This is a genomic window from Pantoea sp. SGAir0184 (assembly GCF_043544755.1).
In genome coordinates this window covers 3,548,414-3,567,206 of sequence record NZ_CP028050.1, presented here as the reverse complement: position 1 = coordinate 3,567,206, position 18,793 = coordinate 3,548,414, and the positions used below count along the sequence as shown (strand labels likewise).

Annotated in this window: 16 protein-coding genes; 6 read left to right on the top strand and 10 right to left on the bottom strand. The window is 60.1% G+C overall.

Annotation, left to right across the window (positions count from 1 at the left end):
• Window positions 1-12 precede the first annotated feature (12 nt).
• The 5 genes from C1N60_RS16930 to C1N60_RS16910 form a co-directional block, all read right to left on the bottom strand.
• Window positions 13-624 (bottom strand): glutathione S-transferase family protein, encoded by a 612-nt coding sequence (locus tag C1N60_RS16930; protein ID WP_058759678.1) that lies wholly within the window; start codon window positions 622-624, stop codon window positions 13-15.
• 162 nt (window positions 625-786) lie between these two features.
• On the bottom strand, window positions 787-2,142 hold the full coding sequence (gene celB, locus C1N60_RS16925) for a PTS cellobiose transporter subunit IIC (RefSeq protein ID WP_275026443.1): 1,356 nt from the start codon (window positions 2,140-2,142) through the stop codon (window positions 787-789).
• Between the two features lie 153 nt (window positions 2,143-2,295).
• On the bottom strand, window positions 2,296-3,603 hold the full coding sequence (locus C1N60_RS16920; RefSeq protein ID WP_104188061.1) for a 6-phospho-beta-glucosidase: 1,308 nt from the start codon (window positions 3,601-3,603) through the stop codon (window positions 2,296-2,298).
• Complete coding sequence (locus C1N60_RS16915; protein ID WP_223815702.1) at window positions 3,596-3,940, bottom strand: PTS lactose/cellobiose transporter subunit IIA; 345 nt, start codon at window positions 3,938-3,940, stop codon at window positions 3,596-3,598. The genes C1N60_RS16920 and C1N60_RS16915 overlap by 8 nt, the downstream gene beginning before the upstream one ends.
• 59 nt (window positions 3,941-3,999) lie before the next feature.
• Window positions 4,000-4,305, bottom strand: coding sequence for a PTS sugar transporter subunit IIB (locus tag C1N60_RS16910; RefSeq protein ID WP_021507627.1), 306 nt, complete (start codon window positions 4,303-4,305; stop codon window positions 4,000-4,002).
• A 291-nt stretch (window positions 4,306-4,596) separates the two neighbouring features.
• On the opposite strand from C1N60_RS16910, the gene C1N60_RS16905 reads away from it, so the two are divergent.
• Window positions 4,597-5,541 (top strand): MurR/RpiR family transcriptional regulator, encoded by a 945-nt coding sequence (locus C1N60_RS16905; RefSeq protein WP_282995918.1) that lies wholly within the window; start codon window positions 4,597-4,599, stop codon window positions 5,539-5,541.
• A gap of 16 nt (window positions 5,542-5,557) precedes the next feature.
• On the opposite strand, the gene C1N60_RS16900 is transcribed toward C1N60_RS16905, so the two are convergent.
• Window positions 5,558-6,646 carry a tartrate dehydrogenase gene (locus tag C1N60_RS16900; RefSeq protein WP_125311512.1) on the bottom strand — a complete coding sequence of 363 codons (1,089 nt, stop codon included), beginning with the start codon at window positions 6,644-6,646 and terminating at the stop codon, window positions 5,558-5,560.
• A 16-nt stretch (window positions 6,647-6,662) separates the two neighbouring features.
• A complete protein-coding gene (locus tag C1N60_RS16895; RefSeq protein ID WP_394521122.1) occupies window positions 6,663-7,973 on the bottom strand; it encodes an MFS transporter in 1,311 nt (436 codons plus the stop codon).
• Between the two features lie 130 nt (window positions 7,974-8,103).
• Here C1N60_RS16895 and C1N60_RS16890 point away from each other — a divergent pair, with 130 nt between their 5' ends.
• From C1N60_RS16890 to C1N60_RS16875, 4 genes are all read left to right on the top strand, one after another.
• Window positions 8,104-9,012 carry a LysR family transcriptional regulator gene (locus C1N60_RS16890; protein WP_125311508.1) on the top strand — a complete coding sequence of 303 codons (909 nt, stop codon included), beginning with the start codon at window positions 8,104-8,106 and terminating at the stop codon, window positions 9,010-9,012.
• 118 nt (window positions 9,013-9,130) lie between these two features.
• Window positions 9,131-9,676: a winged helix-turn-helix transcriptional regulator gene (locus C1N60_RS16885; RefSeq protein WP_058780409.1), complete on the top strand. Its 546-nt coding sequence runs from the start codon at window positions 9,131-9,133 to the stop codon at window positions 9,674-9,676.
• Complete coding sequence (locus C1N60_RS16880; RefSeq protein ID WP_394521121.1) at window positions 9,673-10,713, top strand: HlyD family secretion protein; 1,041 nt, start codon at window positions 9,673-9,675, stop codon at window positions 10,711-10,713. Before C1N60_RS16885 ends, C1N60_RS16880 begins: the two co-directional genes overlap by 4 nt.
• Window positions 10,710-12,266, top strand: coding sequence for a DHA2 family efflux MFS transporter permease subunit (locus C1N60_RS16875; protein ID WP_394521120.1), 1,557 nt, complete (start codon window positions 10,710-10,712; stop codon window positions 12,264-12,266). Before C1N60_RS16880 ends, C1N60_RS16875 begins: the two co-directional genes overlap by 4 nt.
• Before the next feature lie 18 nt (window positions 12,267-12,284).
• Here the strand turns inward: C1N60_RS16875 and uxuA are convergent, their stop codons facing one another.
• The 3 genes from uxuA to C1N60_RS16860 form a co-directional block, all read right to left on the bottom strand.
• The gene (gene uxuA, locus C1N60_RS16870; protein ID WP_166719824.1) at window positions 12,285-13,349 is read right to left on the bottom strand and encodes a mannonate dehydratase; all 1,065 of its coding nucleotides are present in this window, start codon (window positions 13,347-13,349) and stop codon (window positions 12,285-12,287) included.
• Between the two features lie 132 nt (window positions 13,350-13,481).
• A complete protein-coding gene (locus C1N60_RS16865) occupies window positions 13,482-14,186 on the bottom strand; it encodes a response regulator (RefSeq protein WP_394521119.1) in 705 nt (234 codons plus the stop codon).
• Window positions 14,186-17,437: a transporter substrate-binding domain-containing protein gene (locus C1N60_RS16860; protein ID WP_394521118.1), complete on the bottom strand. Its 3,252-nt coding sequence runs from the start codon at window positions 17,435-17,437 to the stop codon at window positions 14,186-14,188. The genes C1N60_RS16865 and C1N60_RS16860 overlap by 1 nt, the downstream gene beginning before the upstream one ends.
• 370 nt (window positions 17,438-17,807) lie before the next feature.
• Here C1N60_RS16860 and C1N60_RS16855 point away from each other — a divergent pair, with 370 nt between their 5' ends.
• The gene (locus tag C1N60_RS16855; protein ID WP_394521117.1) at window positions 17,808-18,770 is read left to right on the top strand and encodes a diguanylate cyclase domain-containing protein; all 963 of its coding nucleotides are present in this window, start codon (window positions 17,808-17,810) and stop codon (window positions 18,768-18,770) included.
• The last annotated feature ends 23 nt before the right edge of the window (window positions 18,771-18,793 follow it).

The window sequence follows — 18,793 nt, the reverse complement described above, 5'->3', positions numbered from 1 at the left end:
TGCTGGCTCCTGTCAGGCGCGCAGGCCGGCGGCGGTCTGCGGAAAAGGCACAAAGCCGGGCAGCGCTTCAATCCGACGCAGCAGCTGGTTCACCGCAGGGTAACCGGACATCTCGACATTGCCTTCCGGGGCACCGGCCAGGTAGCTATATAAAGCGATGTCAGCAATGGTGGGATGGTCGCCCACCAGCCACTCACGCTGGCTGAGATGGCTTTCCAGCCGTGAAAGAATCAGATGCGCGCGCGCCAGCACCTCTTCAGCATTAAATTTGGCGCCAAATACGGTAATCAGGCGCGCCGCCGCGGGGCCGTAAGCCAGTTCACCGGCCGCTACCGACAGCCAGCGCTGCACCTGGGCGGCACCCAGCGCATCTTCCGGCAGCCAGTCACTGCGGTTAAATTTCTTCGCCAGGTACACCAGAATGGCGTTGGAATCCGCGATGTAAACGCCTTCGTCTTCCAGCACCGGCACCTGACCGAACGGGTTGATGGCGAGAAACGCCGGGGTTTTATGTTCGCCGCCAGGCAGGTCGACTTCGACCGTTTCATGCGCTATGCCGAGCAGTGACAGCGCCAGCAGTGCGCGGTGAGCGTGGCCGGAGAGCGCTAAATTGTACAGTTTCATCATGCGATTCCTCAGGTAGTGGCCGGGGTGATCCCGAGCCGTGGCCTAAGGTTCGCACAGCCGTATTGCTGGCAGAATAGCCAGATCTGCGAAGTCATTATTGCAAAAAGTGGAAGGATGCGGCCGGGTGCGCAGCAGAGCGCACCCGGCAGAGGAAGTGGTTCAGGAAGGCACGACGGCACTACTGCTGGCGGCCTTCGCCTGCTGTTCATTCTGCTGCTCTTCGCGCAGCTTCAGGCGATCCCACACGCGGAAAAATGGATAGTAGACCACCAGCGAAATCGTCAGGTTGACCACCTGCAACACCGTGCCGGAGATATGGCCGCCGGTGGCGAGATAGCCGCTGACGAAGATCGGCGTGGTAAAGGGCAGGGCGATGCCGGCTGGCGGCGCCACCAGACCGCTGCTCATTGCCGCCCACGAAACAATCACCAGCAGCACTGGCGTCAGGATAAACGGCAGGAACAGGTACGGGTTCATCACCAGCGGAATGCCGAACACCAGCGGCTCGCTGATGTTGAACAGCGCCGCCGGCGCAGCGATTTTCCCCAGCTGTTTCATCTGGCGGCTGCGTGCGCGGATCAGCATAAAGATCACCAGCCCAAGCAGCGCGCCGGTGCCGCCGGGCGCAATCCATAAATCGTAAAACTGCTGGGTAAAGATGTGCGGAATCGGCTGATTATGCTGAAAGGCTTCGAGGTTTTCACTCATGTTCGACAGCCATACCGGCTGAATGAACACCAGTACGATGGCATCGCCGTGCAGGCCGAGCGTCCAAAGAATGCCAATCAGCAGCACCGAGAAAATCATCCCCGGCAGCGTGCCGCCGACGTGGTGCATCGGCAAACCAATCACCGTGGCAATCAGGTTGTTGATGTCGTGGAACGGTGAGGCTTCAACGGCCAGGCGCAGCAGCAGCACCACGGCCAGCACGCAGAAGCCGGGAACCAGCGCGAGGAACGATTTCGCCACCGCCGGCGGCACGCCTTCCGGCATCTTGATCACCAGGTTACGGCTGTGCACAAAGCGGTAGATTTCGGTGGAGAGCAGCGCAATCACAATCGCCACGAACAGGCCCTGACTGCCGATCAGCGAAATCGGCAGCACGCCGGTGACCAGCTGCGCGGGCGCGCCTTCAACCGGGGCGAACAGCGTCTGCTGCGGAATGGTCATCACAAACGCCACCAGCGCCATCGCGCCGCTGGTCAGCGGGTCGAGCGTGCGATATTTCTCCGCCAGCCTGTAAGCGATACCGAAGCTGGAGATCAGCGCCATGATGTCGTAGGTGGCACGCACCGGATAGAGCAGTTTATTGCGCCAGCTGTCGCCGAACAGGTCGGCCATCAGATGGCCCCAGGCCGGGATCGGCAGGTAGGCGAAGATCAGAAAAAAGCTGCCGATCAGCATGAACGGCATGTTGAGAATGATGCCGTCCCGCACGGACAGCACATGCTTCTGCCCGGCCACCTTGAGCGCGGCGGGCAGCACATAACGTTCGATGATATTACGGTTGGACATAGGGCCTCCTCGGGCACAATGGCGCAACAAATTAACAGGTCAATGCGTGTCATTTCGGCGCGGCAGCGGATACCTGCACCCGGCCGTCGCGGCGCAATTTATTGCGCGATGAAGCGCGCCGCGACGGCCTGGGTGCGGTTTGCGACAGGGATATCACGCAAACTGCGGCAGCCACGGTTGATTCAGCGTCAGCACTTCGTCCAGCAGCGCTTCGGCGCTGGCGACATCGCCGACCAGCGGATTGCCGACCAGCGCCAGCAGCGCGGCACCGCGATCGCCGTGCACCGCCGCGTCGATGGTCAATCGCTCGAAGGCTTTGATCTGCTGCGTCAGCCCGTGCATCAGCGGTGGCAGCGCGCCAAACACCAGCGGGTGCGCGCCCTGCGCATCGACCACACAGTTCACTTCCACCACTGCGTCGTCCGGCAGACCGTGAATCGCCCCACGGTTCTGGCAGTTCACCACCAGATTTTGCCCGCTATTGTTATGGATGGCGCTGATGAGCTCAACGGCCACTTCGGAGTAATATGCGCCGCCGCGAAAACTCAGCTGCTCCGGCTTGTGCGTCAGCTGCGGATCGGCATACAGCGTGAACAGCTCGGCTTCCACTTTCATCACCTGTTCGGCGCGCGTTCCGGCCTGGCCGTGCTGCGCTTTCTCCTGCTCTTCGGCCAGCATCTGCGGTGTTTGCCAGTAGTAGCGGTGATACGGGCAGGGAATCGCCTGCAGCGCGCGCAGAAACGCCGGCGACCACGGCATCTCTTTGATGTTATTCATGGTCAGCGCCTGGCCTTCGCACAGCTGTTCGATCACCCCGGCGGTCACGTCCTCGCCGCGGCACAGCACCTGATGCACCCACACCAGATGATTCAGCCCGGCAAAGCGCAGCGCCACCTCGTCAAACGGCGCCTGTAACATGCCGGCGATCATATGGTGCATATTCACCGGCACGTTACACAGGCCGATGATCTTCGCGTTGCTGTAGCGCGCCACGGCTTCGGTAACGATGCCCGCCGGATTGGTGAAGTTGATGATGAAGGCGTCGGGTGCCAGCTGTTCTACTTTGCGCGCAATCTCCAGCATCACCGGAATGGTGCGCAGCGCTTTGGCGAAGCCGCCGACACCGGTGGTTTCCTGGCCGAGACGGCCATACTTCAGGCCCAGCCGTTCATCGGCGGCGCGTGCCGCCAGCTGGCCGACGCGCAGCTGTGTCAGCACAAAGCGCGCACCGCGAATCGCCTCATCCAGCGCGAAATGCACGCTGACCTTAACCTGCTCCAGCCCGTTCTTTTGCAGCATACGGCGCGTGAGATCGGCGATGATCTGTACCTTTTCGCGTCCTGCCGCCACATCCACCAGCGCCAGTTCGGTTACCGGCAGCTGCGCATAACGGTTGATGATTCCCTCCACCAGCTCCGGCGAATAGCTGCTGCCGCCGCCAATGATTGCTATCTTAAGCATCGTTTTCTCCTGCCGTGGTACGGCGATAGAGTTCAATGATTTCGCCCGCTAAATCCTGAATCAGCATGGCGTTCATCAGGTGATCCTGGGCATGAACCAGAATCAGGGTAACCGGCAACCGGCCGCTGCCTTCGTCCAGGCTAATTAGTGCCGTCTGCTGCTGGTGCGCGCTGCTCACGTTTTCCCGCGCCGCCGCCAGCTGCTGCTGTGCCGCCTCAAACTGGCCGGCGCGCGCCAGCCGCAGGGCGCTGAGAGCGGCGCTGCGCGCGGCACCGGCCTGCACCAGCAGCAGCATGATCTCCTCTTCCGGAACCACCATCACGTCATCTTCAGGCATGCAGAATCTCCCACAGCGCAACGCCGTGTGTTATCAGTCAGATTGGGGGAAACGAAGAATCAGGAAGCGCGCAGCGCCAGCGCTTTATCCAGCACCTGTTCGCCGCGCATCATGCCGTAATCCATCATGTCGATAACGGCGACCGCCTTGCCCTGCGGGGCCGCGATGGCGGTGAGGCGGGCAGCTTCAAACTGCACCTGCGGGCCGAGCAGCACCACGTCTGCGTCCGGCAGGATACGTTCGAAATCGGCCACCGGGACGGCCTGAATGTTGATCGCCAGCCCGCGCGCTTGTGCGGCGTGCTGCATTTTATTCACCAGCATGCTGGTAGACATGCCGGCGGCACAGCAAAGAACAATGCGCATAATTTATCCTCCTGTGAATTGACTCCGGCATTTAAGACCTGTCTCGGCCGCACTGTAAATACCCTGCGGCCAGATGATTTTGTGATGAAAGTTATTTAAAGTATTATTTATCAATAGCTTAATCATTAAACTGCCATGAAAATAATTTTCATTGGTGTGATCGGCACGATGATTTTCTGTTACGAGTGCTTTAATCCCAGGAAAATTCAGTGCGCTCAGCTGAAAAAAATCTCACCATGAAAAATATTTTCATGCATCATGAGGGTTCGTTACTGAGGATGTGATGAGCTAATGGATATTGTCTGGCAACTGCAGCAGCAGTCGGCGCGTTTTGATGCGCAGGAATCAAAGCTGGCGCGATTTATTCTGGATAACCTGCACGCCAGCGCGCAGGCCACCATGGAGAGTCTGGCGACGCAGGCGGGTGTCAGCCCGGCTGTACTCCAGCGCTTTGCTGCCTCGGCGGGCTACCGCGATCTGGATGATTTTCTGCACCAGGTGCGCCAGGCCGGCCAGCAGGAAAGTGCGTTTATGACGGTGATTCGTCAGCGGCAGGCTTCGCTCAGCCAGCAGGAGCAGCGGGTGGCGCGCGCCATCCTGCGTGACGCCGCGTTCGCGGCCTCGGCCACCATTGAACAACTGGCCAGCCGGGCGGAAGTCAGTGCGGCGACCATTACCCGCTTTGCCCGTTCGGTCGGCTGCGACGATATTCGCGATCTGCGTATGCGGCTGGCACGCGCCAGCGCCGAACCGGCCAGCGCCAGCCACGGTGCGGTGCCGCAGCTGGTGAGTCTGCATCAGGCGCTGACCCGGCAGTGGCAGCAGCTGGATGACAGCCGCTGGGAGCAGGCGGCACAGGCGCTGCGTCAGGCACGCAGCGTGTTGCTGATCGGTGCCGCTGGCCAGCACACGCCGCTGGTGGCGGAAGTGCAGCAGCGGTTGAGTGAAGCCGGGCTGGCGCTGGCGTGGATCCAGGACGACAACCTGCTGCGCCTGACGCTCAGCCGTTTGCAGCCGGACGATCTGCTGCTGATCCTCGCGCCGGACACCATCAACAGCAGCGTGCTCAGCGCGGTGCATCACGCTCACATCCAGCAGACCCCAGTGATGGCGCTGTGCCCGGCGGCGCTGGATCTCGCCAGCCAGGCCAACTACTGGCTGCCGCTGCCGGATGCAGCACCGGCGCGGCGCTACGGCATCCTGCTGGCGCTGGACCGGCTGGCGGCGGCGCTGTAACACCCCGCCTTTCGACTCAGGCGGTTGCCGCCACCTGAGATTTGGCTTCAATAAATTGCACCAGCGCGCGCGTCACGTCAGCGGTGGTGGCGCTGCCGCCGACGTCCGGCGTCAGAATGCCCGCCGCGCACACGTGCTCAATGCCCTGCATAATCAGCGCGGCCGCGTTGCGTTCGCCCAGATGCTCCAGCATCTGTACCGCGGTCCAGAAGGTGGCGATCGGGTTAGCGATGCCTTTGCCGGTGATATCAAACGCCGAGCCGTGAATCGGTTCGAACATCGACGGAAAACGCCGCTCCGGATCGATATTGGCGGTCGGCGCGACGCCGAGACTGCCGGCCAGCGCGCCGGCAAGGTCGGAGAGAATATCCGCATGCAGGTTCGTGGCGACAATGGTATCCAGCGATTGCGGGTGCAGCGTCATGCGGTGCGTCATGGCATCCACCAGCATCTTGTCCCACTGCACATCCGGAAACTCCTGCGCCACTTCCGCCGCAATTTCATCCCACATCACCATGCCGTGCCGCTGGGCATTGGATTTGGTCACCACCGTCAGCAGTTTGCGCGGCCGCGACTGCGCCAGTTTAAAGGCGTAGCGCATGATGCGCGTCACGCCGACGCGGGTAAAAATCGCCACTTCAGTGCCCACCTCTTCTGGCAGGCCGCGGTGCGCACGGCCACCGTTGCCGGAGTATTCCCCTTCCGAGTTCTCGCGCACGATGACCCAGTCAAGATCGCCCGGTCCACGGTTGCGTAGCGGCGAGGTCACGCCCGGCAGAATTTTAGTTGGCCGCACGTTGGCGTACTGATCGAAGCCCTGACAAATCGGCAGGCGCAGCCCCCACAGCGTGATGTGATCCGGCACGTCCGGCGCGCCCACCGCGCCAAAGTAGATGGCATCAAACTGCTTCAGCGTCTGCAGGCCATCTTCCGGCATCATCACGCCGTGCTGTTTGTAGTAATCCGAGCCCCAGTCAAAGGTCTGCACGTCAAACTTTAGCTGTTCATCGTGCTGCGTCAGCGCCTGCAGCACCTCAACGCCAGCCGAAATCACTTCCGGGCCAATACCGTCTGCCGGAATCGCGGCAATTTTGTAGTTACGCATAGTTTTCTCCAGTCAATTAATGGGTATGAGGATGAGGCAGATCGGCGCTTTGCGGTTTTGGCGTGTGCGCGGCGAGAATCAGCACGATGAGCGCGGACAACGCCAGCAGCGCGGCGACGAAATAGAGTCCCCAGGTGTAGCTGCCGGTTTGCTGGCGGATCACGCCAATCATCATCGGGCCGACAAAACCGCCGAGATTGCCGATGGAATTAATGGTGGCGATGCCGGCGGCCGCGGCCGGCCCGCTGAGAAACAGCGTCGGCATGCTCCACAGCGGCGGTTTGGAGGCGCTGATGCCGACCGTGACCAGCGTCAGCGCAATCATCACCGCCAGCAGCGTGCTGACGTTACCGGCGTAAATCAGCCCGGCGGCAGCCAGTAAACAGGCGCCAATGACGTGCCAGCTGCGCTCGCCGCGACGATCGGAGTGACGTGCCCACAGGATCATGCCGATCACGCCGATCACCGCCGGGAAAGCGTTGAGGAAGCCGATTTCCAGCGAGGAGGCGCCGAAGCTGCGAATAATTTGCGGTGACCAGATCCCCAGCGTGTACAGCCCGGCCGACGTGCCGAAGTACACCAGCGCCAGGGCCAGTACGCGCTTGTCCGCCAGCCCGCGCCAGGCGCTGCTGTGGCCGTGCTGCGTCGACCGCGCCTGCTCTTCAGCCTGCATGGTCTCCTGCAGCCAGCGCCGCTCTTCTGCGTTCAGCCATTTAGCCTGCGCCGGACGATCGGTGAGGAAAAACAGCACCACGATGCCCAGCAGCAACGCCGGAATTGCCTCTAACACGAACATCCACTGCCAGCCGGCGTAGCCCAGCAGACCGTGCATCTCCAGCAGCGCCGCAGAGACCGGCGAGCCGAGCGCGGTAGAGAGCGGGGCGGCGGCCATGAAGATGGCGGTAACCTGCGCGCGCTTCGCCGCCGGGAACCAGTAGCTGAGGTAGAGAATGATGCCAGGGAAGAAACCGGCTTCCGCCACGCCGAGCAGAAAGCGCAGGATGTAGAAGCTGGTGGTGCCCTGCACCAGCGCCATGCAGCCGGAGACCAATCCCCAGCTGATCATCACGCGGGCGATCCAGATGCGTGCGCCCACTTTGTGCAAAATTAAATTCGACGGGACTTCAAACAGAAAATAGCCGAGGAAAAAGATCCCGGCGCCAAAACCAAATACCGTGGGCGAGAAACCTAAATCCTGATTCATGGTTAACGCGGCAAAACCAATATTGACGCGATCGAGAAACGCGATGAAATAGAGCAGCATGATGAAGGGCACAATGCGCAACGTCACTTTACGCATCACCCTTTTTTCGAGGTGAGAGTTCATATTAAAGTGCTCCAGATTGTGTAGGGTAGTATTATTTTCTGGTTGTCGAATGCAGTATGCAGGTTTGTATTGCGCGATCATCAGGCGTGGATTATATAAACTATTTGAATAATCGTGCGGTGAGGGAAATGTGGATATAAATCAATTGCGTTGTTTTGTCGCGGTGGGTAAAGAACTGCATTTCGGTCGGGCGGCACAAAGTATGGAAATGATGCCTGCATCACTTTCCCGCTTTATTCGCCTGCTGGAAGAGGATCTCGGCGTGCGCCTGTTAAACCGCTCAACGCGCAATGTTTCATTAACCGCCGAGGGAGCGCTTTTTTTTGACGAAGCGGGAAAACTGATCGATCAGTTTGATGCGCTGGCGCTGCGTTTTAAAGGCGGATTAAAAGATGAACGCCGGACATTACGCATTGGCGCTATCGATAGCGCCGCGCGCGGTTTAGTTCCGGCACTGCTGAATTTATTTGTGCCGCGTCATCCGCTGAGCGATATCCATATTATCGAAGATAAAACCCTTAACCTGATTCCTAAATTAAAATCCGGCTGGCTGGATATGATTATTATCCGCGCGCCGCAGCGCATGGATGCGTCACTGGCGCTGCGTTTTATTACCCGCGAAAGTTGCGTGCTGGCAGTGCCGCTGACGCATCCGCTGGCGGAAAAAGCGCAGGTGACGGTGGCAGATTTTCAGCATGAAGCCATGATCATTCCCGACCGCCGCACCCGGCCGCACAGCCACGATCTCACCATCAGTCTGTTTAAGCAGGCCGGCCTGACGCCGCATATCGCGCAATATGCCGAAGAGAAGCAAACCATTCTCAGCCTGGTGTCTGCCGGCCTCGGTCTGGCGGTGGTGCCTGCCTCTTATCGCACCATGAACAGCGACAGCGTGCGCTATATCGCGCTGACGTTACCTGAGCAGATCAAAGGCTTGCCGCTGAGTATTGCGTGGCAGAAGGGCAACGAAGATCCGCTGTTGCGTGAAATGCTGCGTCTGCTGCATGACCACCGGCAGGAATTGATCGACAGGCTGTGAGGCTGCGCCAGAACGCGCGCTGACGTTCTGTTTATTACTTTCATTCTGCAAGTGACTTGCAAAATGAAAGTTACCCTGCCACAGTATCCCGCATCGACTTCACATCGGGAACTGGCCCATGAAAAACCAACCTCTGTGTAATATGCCGTGCCCTATCGCACGCAGCCTTGGACGCGTCGGCGATGGCTGGAGCATGCTGATCATGCGCGATGCGCTGGCCGGCTTTACCCGCTTTGATGAATTTCAGAAAAGCAGCGGCGTGGCACCTAATATTCTGTCGCGCCGGCTGAAAGAGCTGGTGGAGGATGGATTGCTGGAAAAGGTGTGTTACAGCGACGCTCCGGCACGCTACGAGTACCAGCTCACTGCGGCGGGCCGCGATTTTCGCACGGTAATACTGGCGCTGGCCGAGTGGGGCAGCACCCACTTTTCACCGGAAGGGCGGCAGATGCAGCTGGTTGAAAGCGCCACTCAGCGCCCGGTGACGCCGCAAATGGTCGACAGCGCCACCGGCCAGCCGCTCTCCAGTGACAAATACCAGATGGTGCCTGGCCCGGCGGCCAGCCCGATGATGCACTACCGCCAGCAGTATCTGGCGAGAAAGCGCGCAGGCGATACGGCGCAAAAATTCGCCCCGCAGACGGTGGCCGGGAACGAACCATGAGCCTGACGCGGAAAAAAGCGGCACTGCTGCTGATGCTGGCCTGCGGCGGCGTGGCGCTGGCCGGCTATGGCTATTACTGGTGGCACAGCGCGCGCTTTATGCCTTCGACCGATGATGCTTACGTCGGCGCGGATATCAGTGCGATTTCGGCCAAAGTGTCCGGCTATGTTCAGACCCTGGCGGTGCAGGATAATGCGGCGGTTAAAAAGGGCGACCTGCTGGTACAGCTGGATAACCGCGACTATCGGGCGGCGGTTGACCGTGCGGCGGGCGAAGTCGCCGCGCAGCAGGCGGCGCTGCAGGATATTGCCGCCACGCGCCAGCTCCAGCTGGCCACCATCGACGGCGCGCGTGCTGCGCTGCTGGCGACGCAGGCGGTAACGCAGAAAACCACCGCCGACCAGCGCCGCTATGACGCGCTGGTGAGCAGCGCTGCGGTGTCGCAGCAGATTCGCGATCATGCGCAGGCCGATTACCATCAGGCGCTGGCGCAGGAGGGCAAAACCCGTGCCGATCGCGCGGTCGCCGAACGTCAGTTGCAGGTGCTGGATGCGCGTGAGCAGCAGACGCACGCCGCGCTGGCACAGGCGCAGGCCGACCTGGCACTGGCACAGCTCAATCTGGAATACACCGCTATCCGCGCGCCGTTTGATGGCGTAATCGGCAATCGCCGCGCCTGGGCTGGTTCGTATGTCAGCAGCGGCACGCAGCTGCTGTCGCTGGTGCCGGCGCAGGGGCTGTGGATTGACGCCAACTTTAAAGAGAGCCAGCTGGCACACATGCGGCCAGGTCAGACGGCAACGATTGTGGCGGACGTGCTGCCAGGCCGCACCTTCAGCGGGCATGTCGCCAGCCTGTCGCCTGCGACCGGTTCGCGCTTCAGCATTCTGCCGGCGGAAAACGCCACCGGTAACTTCACCAAAATTGTCCAGCGCGTGCCGGTGCGCATTGCGCTGGACGGCGATGCGGCCACGCTCGGGCTGTTGCGTCCGGGACTGTCGGTGACTGTTACCGTCGATGAGCGCAGCGCGCAATGAGCCGTGTGGTCGCCGCGCCGATCGCGCCCGCGCAGATGCCGGTCAGCCGGAAAGTCTTCGCCTTTTCCACCCTGTGCATCGGTATGTTTATCGCGCTGCTGGATATCCAGATTGTCTCAGCTTCGCTGCGCGACATTGGCGGTGGCCTGTCGGCGGGCGATGATGAAACCGTGTGGGTGCAGACCAGCTACCTGATCGCCGAAATCATCATTATTCCGCTCTCCGGCTGGCTGGCCAGCGTGCTGTCTACGCGCTGGCTGTTCGCCGCTTCGGCCTGCGGCTTTACGCTGATGAGCCTGCTGTGCGGCTGGGCGTGGAACATTCAGAGCATGATCGCGTTCCGTGCGCTGCAGGGGCTGGCGGGCGGCTCAATGATCCCGCTGGTGTTCACTACCGCCTTCGCCTTTTTCCAGGGCCGGCAGCGGGTGATTGCTGCCGCGACCGTCGGCGCGCTGGCATCGCTGGCGCCGACGCTCGGCCCGACCGTTGGCGGCTGGATCACCGATAACTTCAGCTGGCACTGGCTGTTTTTTATCAACATCATTCCCGGTATTTACATTACCATTGCGGTTCCTCTGCTGGTGAACATTGACGCGCCCAACCGCGAACTGCTGCGCGGCGCGGATTATCTCAGCATCGTGCTGCTGGCGCTGTCGCTCGGCTGTCTGGAATATACGCTGGAAGAGGGGCCGCGCTGGGGCTGGTTTGATGATGACACCATTGCCACCACCGGCTGGATTGCGCTGGCGGCGGGCGTGTTGTTTGTGATCCGCACGCTGCGGCATGCCAAACCGATCGTCGATTTACGCGCGCTCAAGGACCGCGACTTTAGCCTCGGCTGCTACTTCTCGTTTATGGCGGGCGTAGGGATCTTCGCCACCATTTACCTTACGCCACTGTTTCTCAGCCAGGTGCGCGGCTTCAGCGCACTGGAGACTGGACTGGCGATCTTCTCCACCGGGGTGTTTCAGATTCTGTCGATCCCGCTGTATGCCTGGCTGGCGAACCGCGTCGATCTGCGTATTTTGCTGGCGGCGGGGCTGATCTGTTTTGCGCTGTCGATGCATTTCTTCGTGCCGATTACCCATGACTGGGGGGCGAAGGAGCTGCTGTTCCCGCAAGCGTTTCGCGGTATGGCGCAGCAGTTTGCCGTGGCGCCCACGGTAACGCTGACGCTGGGCAGTTTGCCACCGGCACGCCTGAAGCTCGCGTCTGGCCTGTTTAATCTGATGCGCAACCTTGGCGGCGCGATTGGCATTGCCCTGTGCGGTACGGTGCTCAACGACCGCACCAACCTGCACTTTAGCCGGCTGGCGGATCATCTCAACAGCGCCAGCCTGACGCTGGGTGATTTTCTGCAGGGGCGCGCTCAGGCGCTGATGACCAGCGGCCTGAGCCCGGATGCCGCGCATACGGCCGCGCTGCAGTCGCTGGCGGCGCTGACGCTGCGTGAAGCGCGCACCCAGGCCTTTTCCGACGCGTTCTGGCTGATCATGACAGGATTTTTCGTCGCGGCGCTGCTGGTACCGTTATTGAAAAAGCCGCAAGGGTGAGCGCCAGATCGCAGCCCATTAACGTTTACTCAGCGCTTCCCACAGGCCCAGCAGATAAGTGGTGCCCAGCGCGCGGTCGTACAAACCGTAGCCGGGCCTTCCGGTTTCGCCCCAGATAAAGCGGCCGTGATCCGAACGGATATAGCCGTCAAAGCCGTTGTCATACATCGACTGCAGCACTTTATACATATCCAGCGAGCCATACTCCGTCGGATGCGCGCACTCGTAGAAATCTTTATCGCGAATGATCTTGATGTTGCGCACGTGGGCAAACGGGATGCGCTTGCGGCGCGAGAATTCGGCCAGAATGGCATAGACATCGTTCTGCGGATCCTCGGCAATCGATCCGGTGCACAGCGTGATACCGTTGGCTTCAGAATCGACGACGTTACAGATCCAGTCGAGATCATCGCGGTTTTTCACCACGCGCGGCAGACCGAAGATCGAATACGGCGGATCGTCCGGGTGGATCGCCATCTTCACGCCCACCTCTTCGCACACCGGGATCACCGCTTTGAGGAAATAGGCGAGGTTTTCCCGCAGCTTCGCGTCATCAACGTCCTGATATTTGGCAAACAGCTCCTGAACTTTTGCCAGCCGTTCCGGCTCCCAGCCCGGCAGCGCGAAGCCGTTGGCGCTGCCCAGCACCTCTTTCACCACCTCGTCGAGGCTTTTATCAATGCCCTGTTTCTCGAAGGCCATGGTGATGGAGCCATCCGGCAGCACGTAATGCATATCCGTCTTCATCCAGTCGAACACCGGCATGAAGTTGTAGCAGATCACTTTTACCCCGGCGGCCGCCAGGTTGCGGATACTTTGCTGATAATTGGCGATGTAGCGATCGCGGCTCGGCAGGCCGATCTTGATGTCGTCGTGAATATTAACACTCTCAATCACTTCAACCGTCAGTCCGGCTGCGTGCACCTGATCGACCAGCGCCTGGATCTTCTCCTGCGGCCAGGTTTCGCCCACCGGCACATCGTAGAGTGCGCCCACCACGCCGCGTACGCCCGGTACCTGGCGAATATATTCCAGCGAAACCTTGTCTTCCTTCGGCCCAAACCACCGCATTGTCAGCTGCATTATGTCATCCACCGTCATCGTGTCTGTATGATAATGGCTAAACTACCATACTAGAATTCATGAAGGCAGCATTGTGCGGCGATTAAGCCTTGATCCGCGTCACAGAACCGGTTTTATCCGCAGCGCAGCCGCTTACTGGGTGGTCACCAGCTCGGTGAAATACTGCTTGTACTTAAACAGTTCGAGATCCGAGCGCAGCCCCAGTTTGCGCAGCGCGGTCTGCTTCTGACCGCTGATGGTTTTGCGGCTGCGCGCGTATTTACCGGCGATCTGCGTAATGCTCAACCCGTCGAGATAACAGCGAATCACCTCGATTTCGCGCGGGCTCAGCTCGCGCAGCAGCAGCGTGATGTCTTCGCCCGCCTGGCGCGGCGCCAGGTAGTCGTGCATCTCGCGATCGCTCTCCTGGAATTTATCCAGCTCCAGCATCATGTCCGGCGTCAGGAAGCGCTTGCCGCGACAGATTTGATGGATGGCATCGATCAGCACCTCCTGATCGTGGCTTTTGCCGACAAATCCCTGCACGCCGGCTTTCAGCAACAGCTGGACAATCGCTGGTTTCTCCACCGCGGACGACACCAGAATCTTCAGCTGCGGATAGTGCAGGCGCAGCTGTTTCACCATTTGCAGCCCGTCGAGCTGGTCTTCACCCAGCATGTAATCCAGCACCAGGATATCGAGCGGGTGGCGCTGCAGGAAGGCCATCAGCTGCTGGCGCTGGGCAAAGGCCCCGGCCAGATCGAGCTGCGGCTCCTGCGCTAAACGGTACTGCATGGCTTTACCAATCAGCGGATGATCGTCCAGCACGGCAATCTGCCAGATTGCGCTCTCTTTCATTACATCACCTCTTCAGGAATAGGTGTTTCCAGGGCACGCAGGAACAGTGCGTCCAGCTCGGCCACCGCCCCGGCGACCTCCGGCAGCAGCTGCTGTAATAGCGCACCATCTTCATGCTCCGCCGCCTGTTCGGCGGCGCGGCAGCGATGTTGCAGCGCGTCGGCGCGCAGCATTCGGGCACTGCCGAGTAGCTGATGCGCGGCGTGACGCGCCGAAGCAAAATTGTTCGCAGCCACCGCCTGCGTCAGCTGGGCGAGATCGTAACTGTTCTGCTGGCGCGCGGTGGTCACCAGGTCGCGCCACGCCTGCGGGTTGTTTGCCGCCAGATTCTCCAGCGTCAGCAGGGTATCGTCGCGCGTCGGGTTCATCGGTGCGCCGGTGATCACCTGCAGCAGCTGCGCGCGCTCCAGCGGTTTAAACAGACAACCGTTCATGCCGGCGTCCTGCGCCAGCTGCGCCACGCGCTCCTCCGCCATCGCCGTCAGGCCGTAAACCGGCACCGCGCGTCGCACCAGGCGCTTCTCTTCGGCGCGCAGCTGGCGGGTGAATTCGAAGCCGTCCATCTCCGGCATGTTGCAGTCGGTAATCACGCGATCGGGCTGATTCTCGCGCCACAGCGCCAGCGCGGCTGCACCGCTGTCGGCCACCAGCACATGATGCCCGGCGTAGCGCAGCTGCTGGGCCAGCAGCAGGCGGTTGGTGGCGTTGTCATCGACAATCAGAATGCGCAGCGCAGCCTGCTTAGCGGGCTCCACCGGCTGCGGCAGAACGGGTTGCTCATGCTCAATACGCGCCGCTTCCGCGCGGAAGCGCAGCATAAACACGCTGCCGTCACCCGGTTCGCTCTCGACGTGCAGCTCGGTGCCGAGCATTACCGCCAGCCGGCGGCAGATATTCAGGCCCAGACCGGTGCCGCTGGCGCGATTGCTGCCCTGACCGACCTGGATAAACGGTTCGAAGATCGCCTGCTGCTGCTCTTCTGACAGGCCAACTCCGCTGTCGCTCACCTCCAGCACATATTCCGGTCGCGTGCTCTCTGCCTGATACAGTGCCACTTCCACTGCGCCCTGCGAGGTAAACTTGATGGCGTTGCTCACCAGATTGGAGAGAATTTGCTTCAGCGCTACCGGGTCAAACAGCACCTGATCCTGCTCCAGCTCCAGCACGATATTCAGCGCCAGCCCCTTGTTGAGCGCCACCTGGCGGAACAGCGCTTCGCAATCACGCACCACTTCACTGAGCGACATCGGCTGCAGCTGCACGCTGAAATGCCCGGATTCGATTTTGGCCAGGTCGAGAATATCGCCCACCAGCGACAGCAGCGAACGCGACGACTCCCAGGCGACATCAATGTTCTTCTGCCGCTGCTGTTCATTACTCTGGCCGAGATGCTCAATTTCCAGCAGGCCAATCAGCGCCGCCAGCGGTGTGCGGATTTCATGACTCATGTGCGACAGGAAGGTGCTTTTCGCTTCGCTGGCGCGCACCGCGACTTCGTTGGCTTTGCGCAGGTCGGCCATCAGCGCTTCGATATGCGCCAGCTGCTCGCTGATTTCACGCTCGTGCTCGCGCTGTTTGGCCAGCGAGGCTTTCAGCAGATGGTTACGCCACAGGAAAAACAGCAGGCCCAGCCCGGCCACGGCGACGATGCGCAATATATAGCTGCGATAGCTTTGCCACGAGGTGCTGGTGGCGGGCGGCGTGTATTTGATCCAGCGCTCCATCAGCGACTGCATGGTCGGCTGCGGAATATCGGACAGCGCTTTGTTAAGGATCGACAGCAGCACCTGATCCTGACCATTGACTGCCATCGCCATGCGGAACATCGGTAGCGGCGCGACAAACGCCACTTTGAAGCTGTCATTGAAGTGATTGTTGAGCAGAAACAGCGACGACTCGTACGGCACGATAAAGCCATCCAGCTGCTTATCGAGTAGCTGACCGAGCGAATCAATCGATACGCCGTTTTCGACGAAGTTGATGCCCGGCCAGCGCTCACGTAAATCGTAACGATAGTAGGCGCGCTCATAGATTCCGACGCGCTTGCCCGCCATCTCATCAAAGCTTTTCCACGGGCTGTCTTTGCGCGTCACCACTACCCATGACGAGTAGATGTAGGAGCGGGTGTAGCGGATTTTGTCGTCCTGCTGCGCGGTGGCGTCGCTGACGGCGATAATCGCATCGCGCTGGCGGTTGAGCGTATCGCGCATGTTGCTCAACCCCTGAATCGGATTGTAGCGAAAGCGAATGCCGGTACGCTGGGAAATCATTTTCAGCAGGTCCACGCTCAGGCCGACCACGCGCTGGCGGTTATCAGTAAAGGTAAACGGCGTATGCGAAGGATCGTAGTTAACGGTGATCTCGCGGTGTTCTGCCAGCCACGCGGCCTCTTTGTCGCTGAGATCCAGCGGATGGTTTTTAACCACCGACTGATAATCCAGGCTCCAGGCTTCCGCAATCTGTACCGCGTTGCGCAGCGGAATGTTTTTCAGAATTTCATCGATGGCTGCGATCAGCGGCAGATTGGCGTGGTTGCTGGCAAAGCGCGCGTCGACATCGTTAGTGTACGGCGTGCTGTGCGCTTCAATCACATTCTGCAGGCCGCGATGCGAAAGAAAGCGCTGAGTGGCGCTGTTGCTCCAGAACAGGGTGTTTTCGCTGAACGCGGTGTCGGTGTAGGCCCACAGCGGCGGCGCGGCCGGCGCCAGCGTGGCGCGCGGATAGCGCTTGTGCAGCAGTGCTTTAAGTTCCGCATCACCGTAATAGAGCAGACGATAGCGGCTATTTTTCAGCTCACTGTCGAAGGTCGCGTTACGTTTGCTGATTAACACGCTGCGCGCCAGTGAATACGGCAGGCTCAGCGCCAGCTGCGTATCCTGATTGGCGGCCAGCGTGTAGTAAGGAATCAGATCGACTTCACCGTCGTTAAGCGCATCCACCAGCTCCAGCCGGGTTTTATACACCTTAATTTTCACCGGCAGATTTAACGCCTTCGCCACAATGGCCAGATAATCGGCCGAGAGTCCTTCGTAGGTATTGGCTTCAAACGACACGGAATAGGGCGGCAGCGGGTTGTTCCACACGCCGACGCGCAGTACAGAGTGCTGTTTCAGCCACTGCTGGCTCTGCGGCGACAGCGTGACTTCCGGTGCTACCAGACCATAGCGCGGCGAGAAATTTAACGTGGTTGCACCCCAGGCAGACAGGCAAAAGCCCAGTAACAGAAGGAGGCTGAGGATGCGTTTACTCACGGATGATTTCACTCGCTGGACCGGTTGCGCGCGCTGCCACCATGACGGCGCTTCTTCTCTGACGGCACGTTGCGCGTCAGGCATCCTTCAACAGCGACTTAATACAAGTGGACTTAAATCGCGCTTAAGAAATTTCTTAAAAACAGGAGAGAAAATTCCTGGTGAAAGGCAGGTTTCGCCGGCGCGACGAAGCGAAGCGCGCTGCTATTTTTAGTAAGTGTAAGTTTTGTTTGCTGAAATTACCGCGTTGCTTCGCCATTCCTGCTGAACCCGGCGCAATTTTCCGACGCTAATCGCCTTTTCATTTGTTTTATTTACAGAATCTATCGTGCAGGCAAAATAGCCCTTATTTTCTCTCCAGCGATCAACTATGTCCGAAGAAGCGCTGCACCAGCAGATTCAGAACCTGAAAAAGCACAATGCGCGCCTCAAGCGCCTGGCGCACGACGCGCGTAATAAGCTGAACGCGGCGCTGGACGGCACCGGCTTGTGCCTGTGGCAACTGGATATTCCCAGCGGCAAGCTGGTGATTTTTAACCGGCGCTGGGGCGCGATGCTCGGCTTTCAGGCGAAAGAGACCAAAGCGCGCTTTGATGCCTGGCGCGAGTGCCTGCATCCGGAAGATGCCGATGAGGTGCTGCGCGCCTTTTACGATCATATTGAAGGACGCGCGCCCTATTACGAGGCGCTGCACCGTATGATCGGCAAGAACGGCAAAATCACCTGGGTGCTGGATCGCGGCCGCGTCAGCGAGTGGGACGAGCAGGGTAATCCGCTCAAAGTGACCGGCACCCATATCGACATGACCAAAGAGAAGAATTATGAAGCCCAGCTCTCCCTGCTGGCGCATCACGACCCGTTAACCGCGTTACCCAACCGCCACGCGCTGCAGGCGCATTTTAGTCAGCTGCAACGCGCCGGGCCGCTGTGCGTGGCGTTTATCGATCTCGACAATTTCAAGCACGTCAATGACACGCTCGGCCATCGCAGCGGTGACGAGGTGCTGATTCAGCTCAGCCAGCGCATCCGTGATTTGCTGCCGTCAGAGGCCATCGTCGGGCGGCTTGGCGGCGATGAGTTCGTGCTGCTGCTGCCGTTTTTGATTGATTACCCCAAGGTGCGCATTCTGGCGCAGGCGGTGCTGGATGCGGCACTGACGCCGTTTGATGTCGACAATGGTCATGCGCGGATTGGTGCTTCGATCGGTATCGCCCCGGTACACCGGCGCGACAGCTTCGACGACGCGCTGACCCGGGCGGATGGCGCGATGTACCAGATTAAGAGAAACGGTAAGCAGGGCTTTGGCCTGGCAGGCAATATATCGGCGGGGTGAGGGCCAGCGCCCGCACCCCTTGA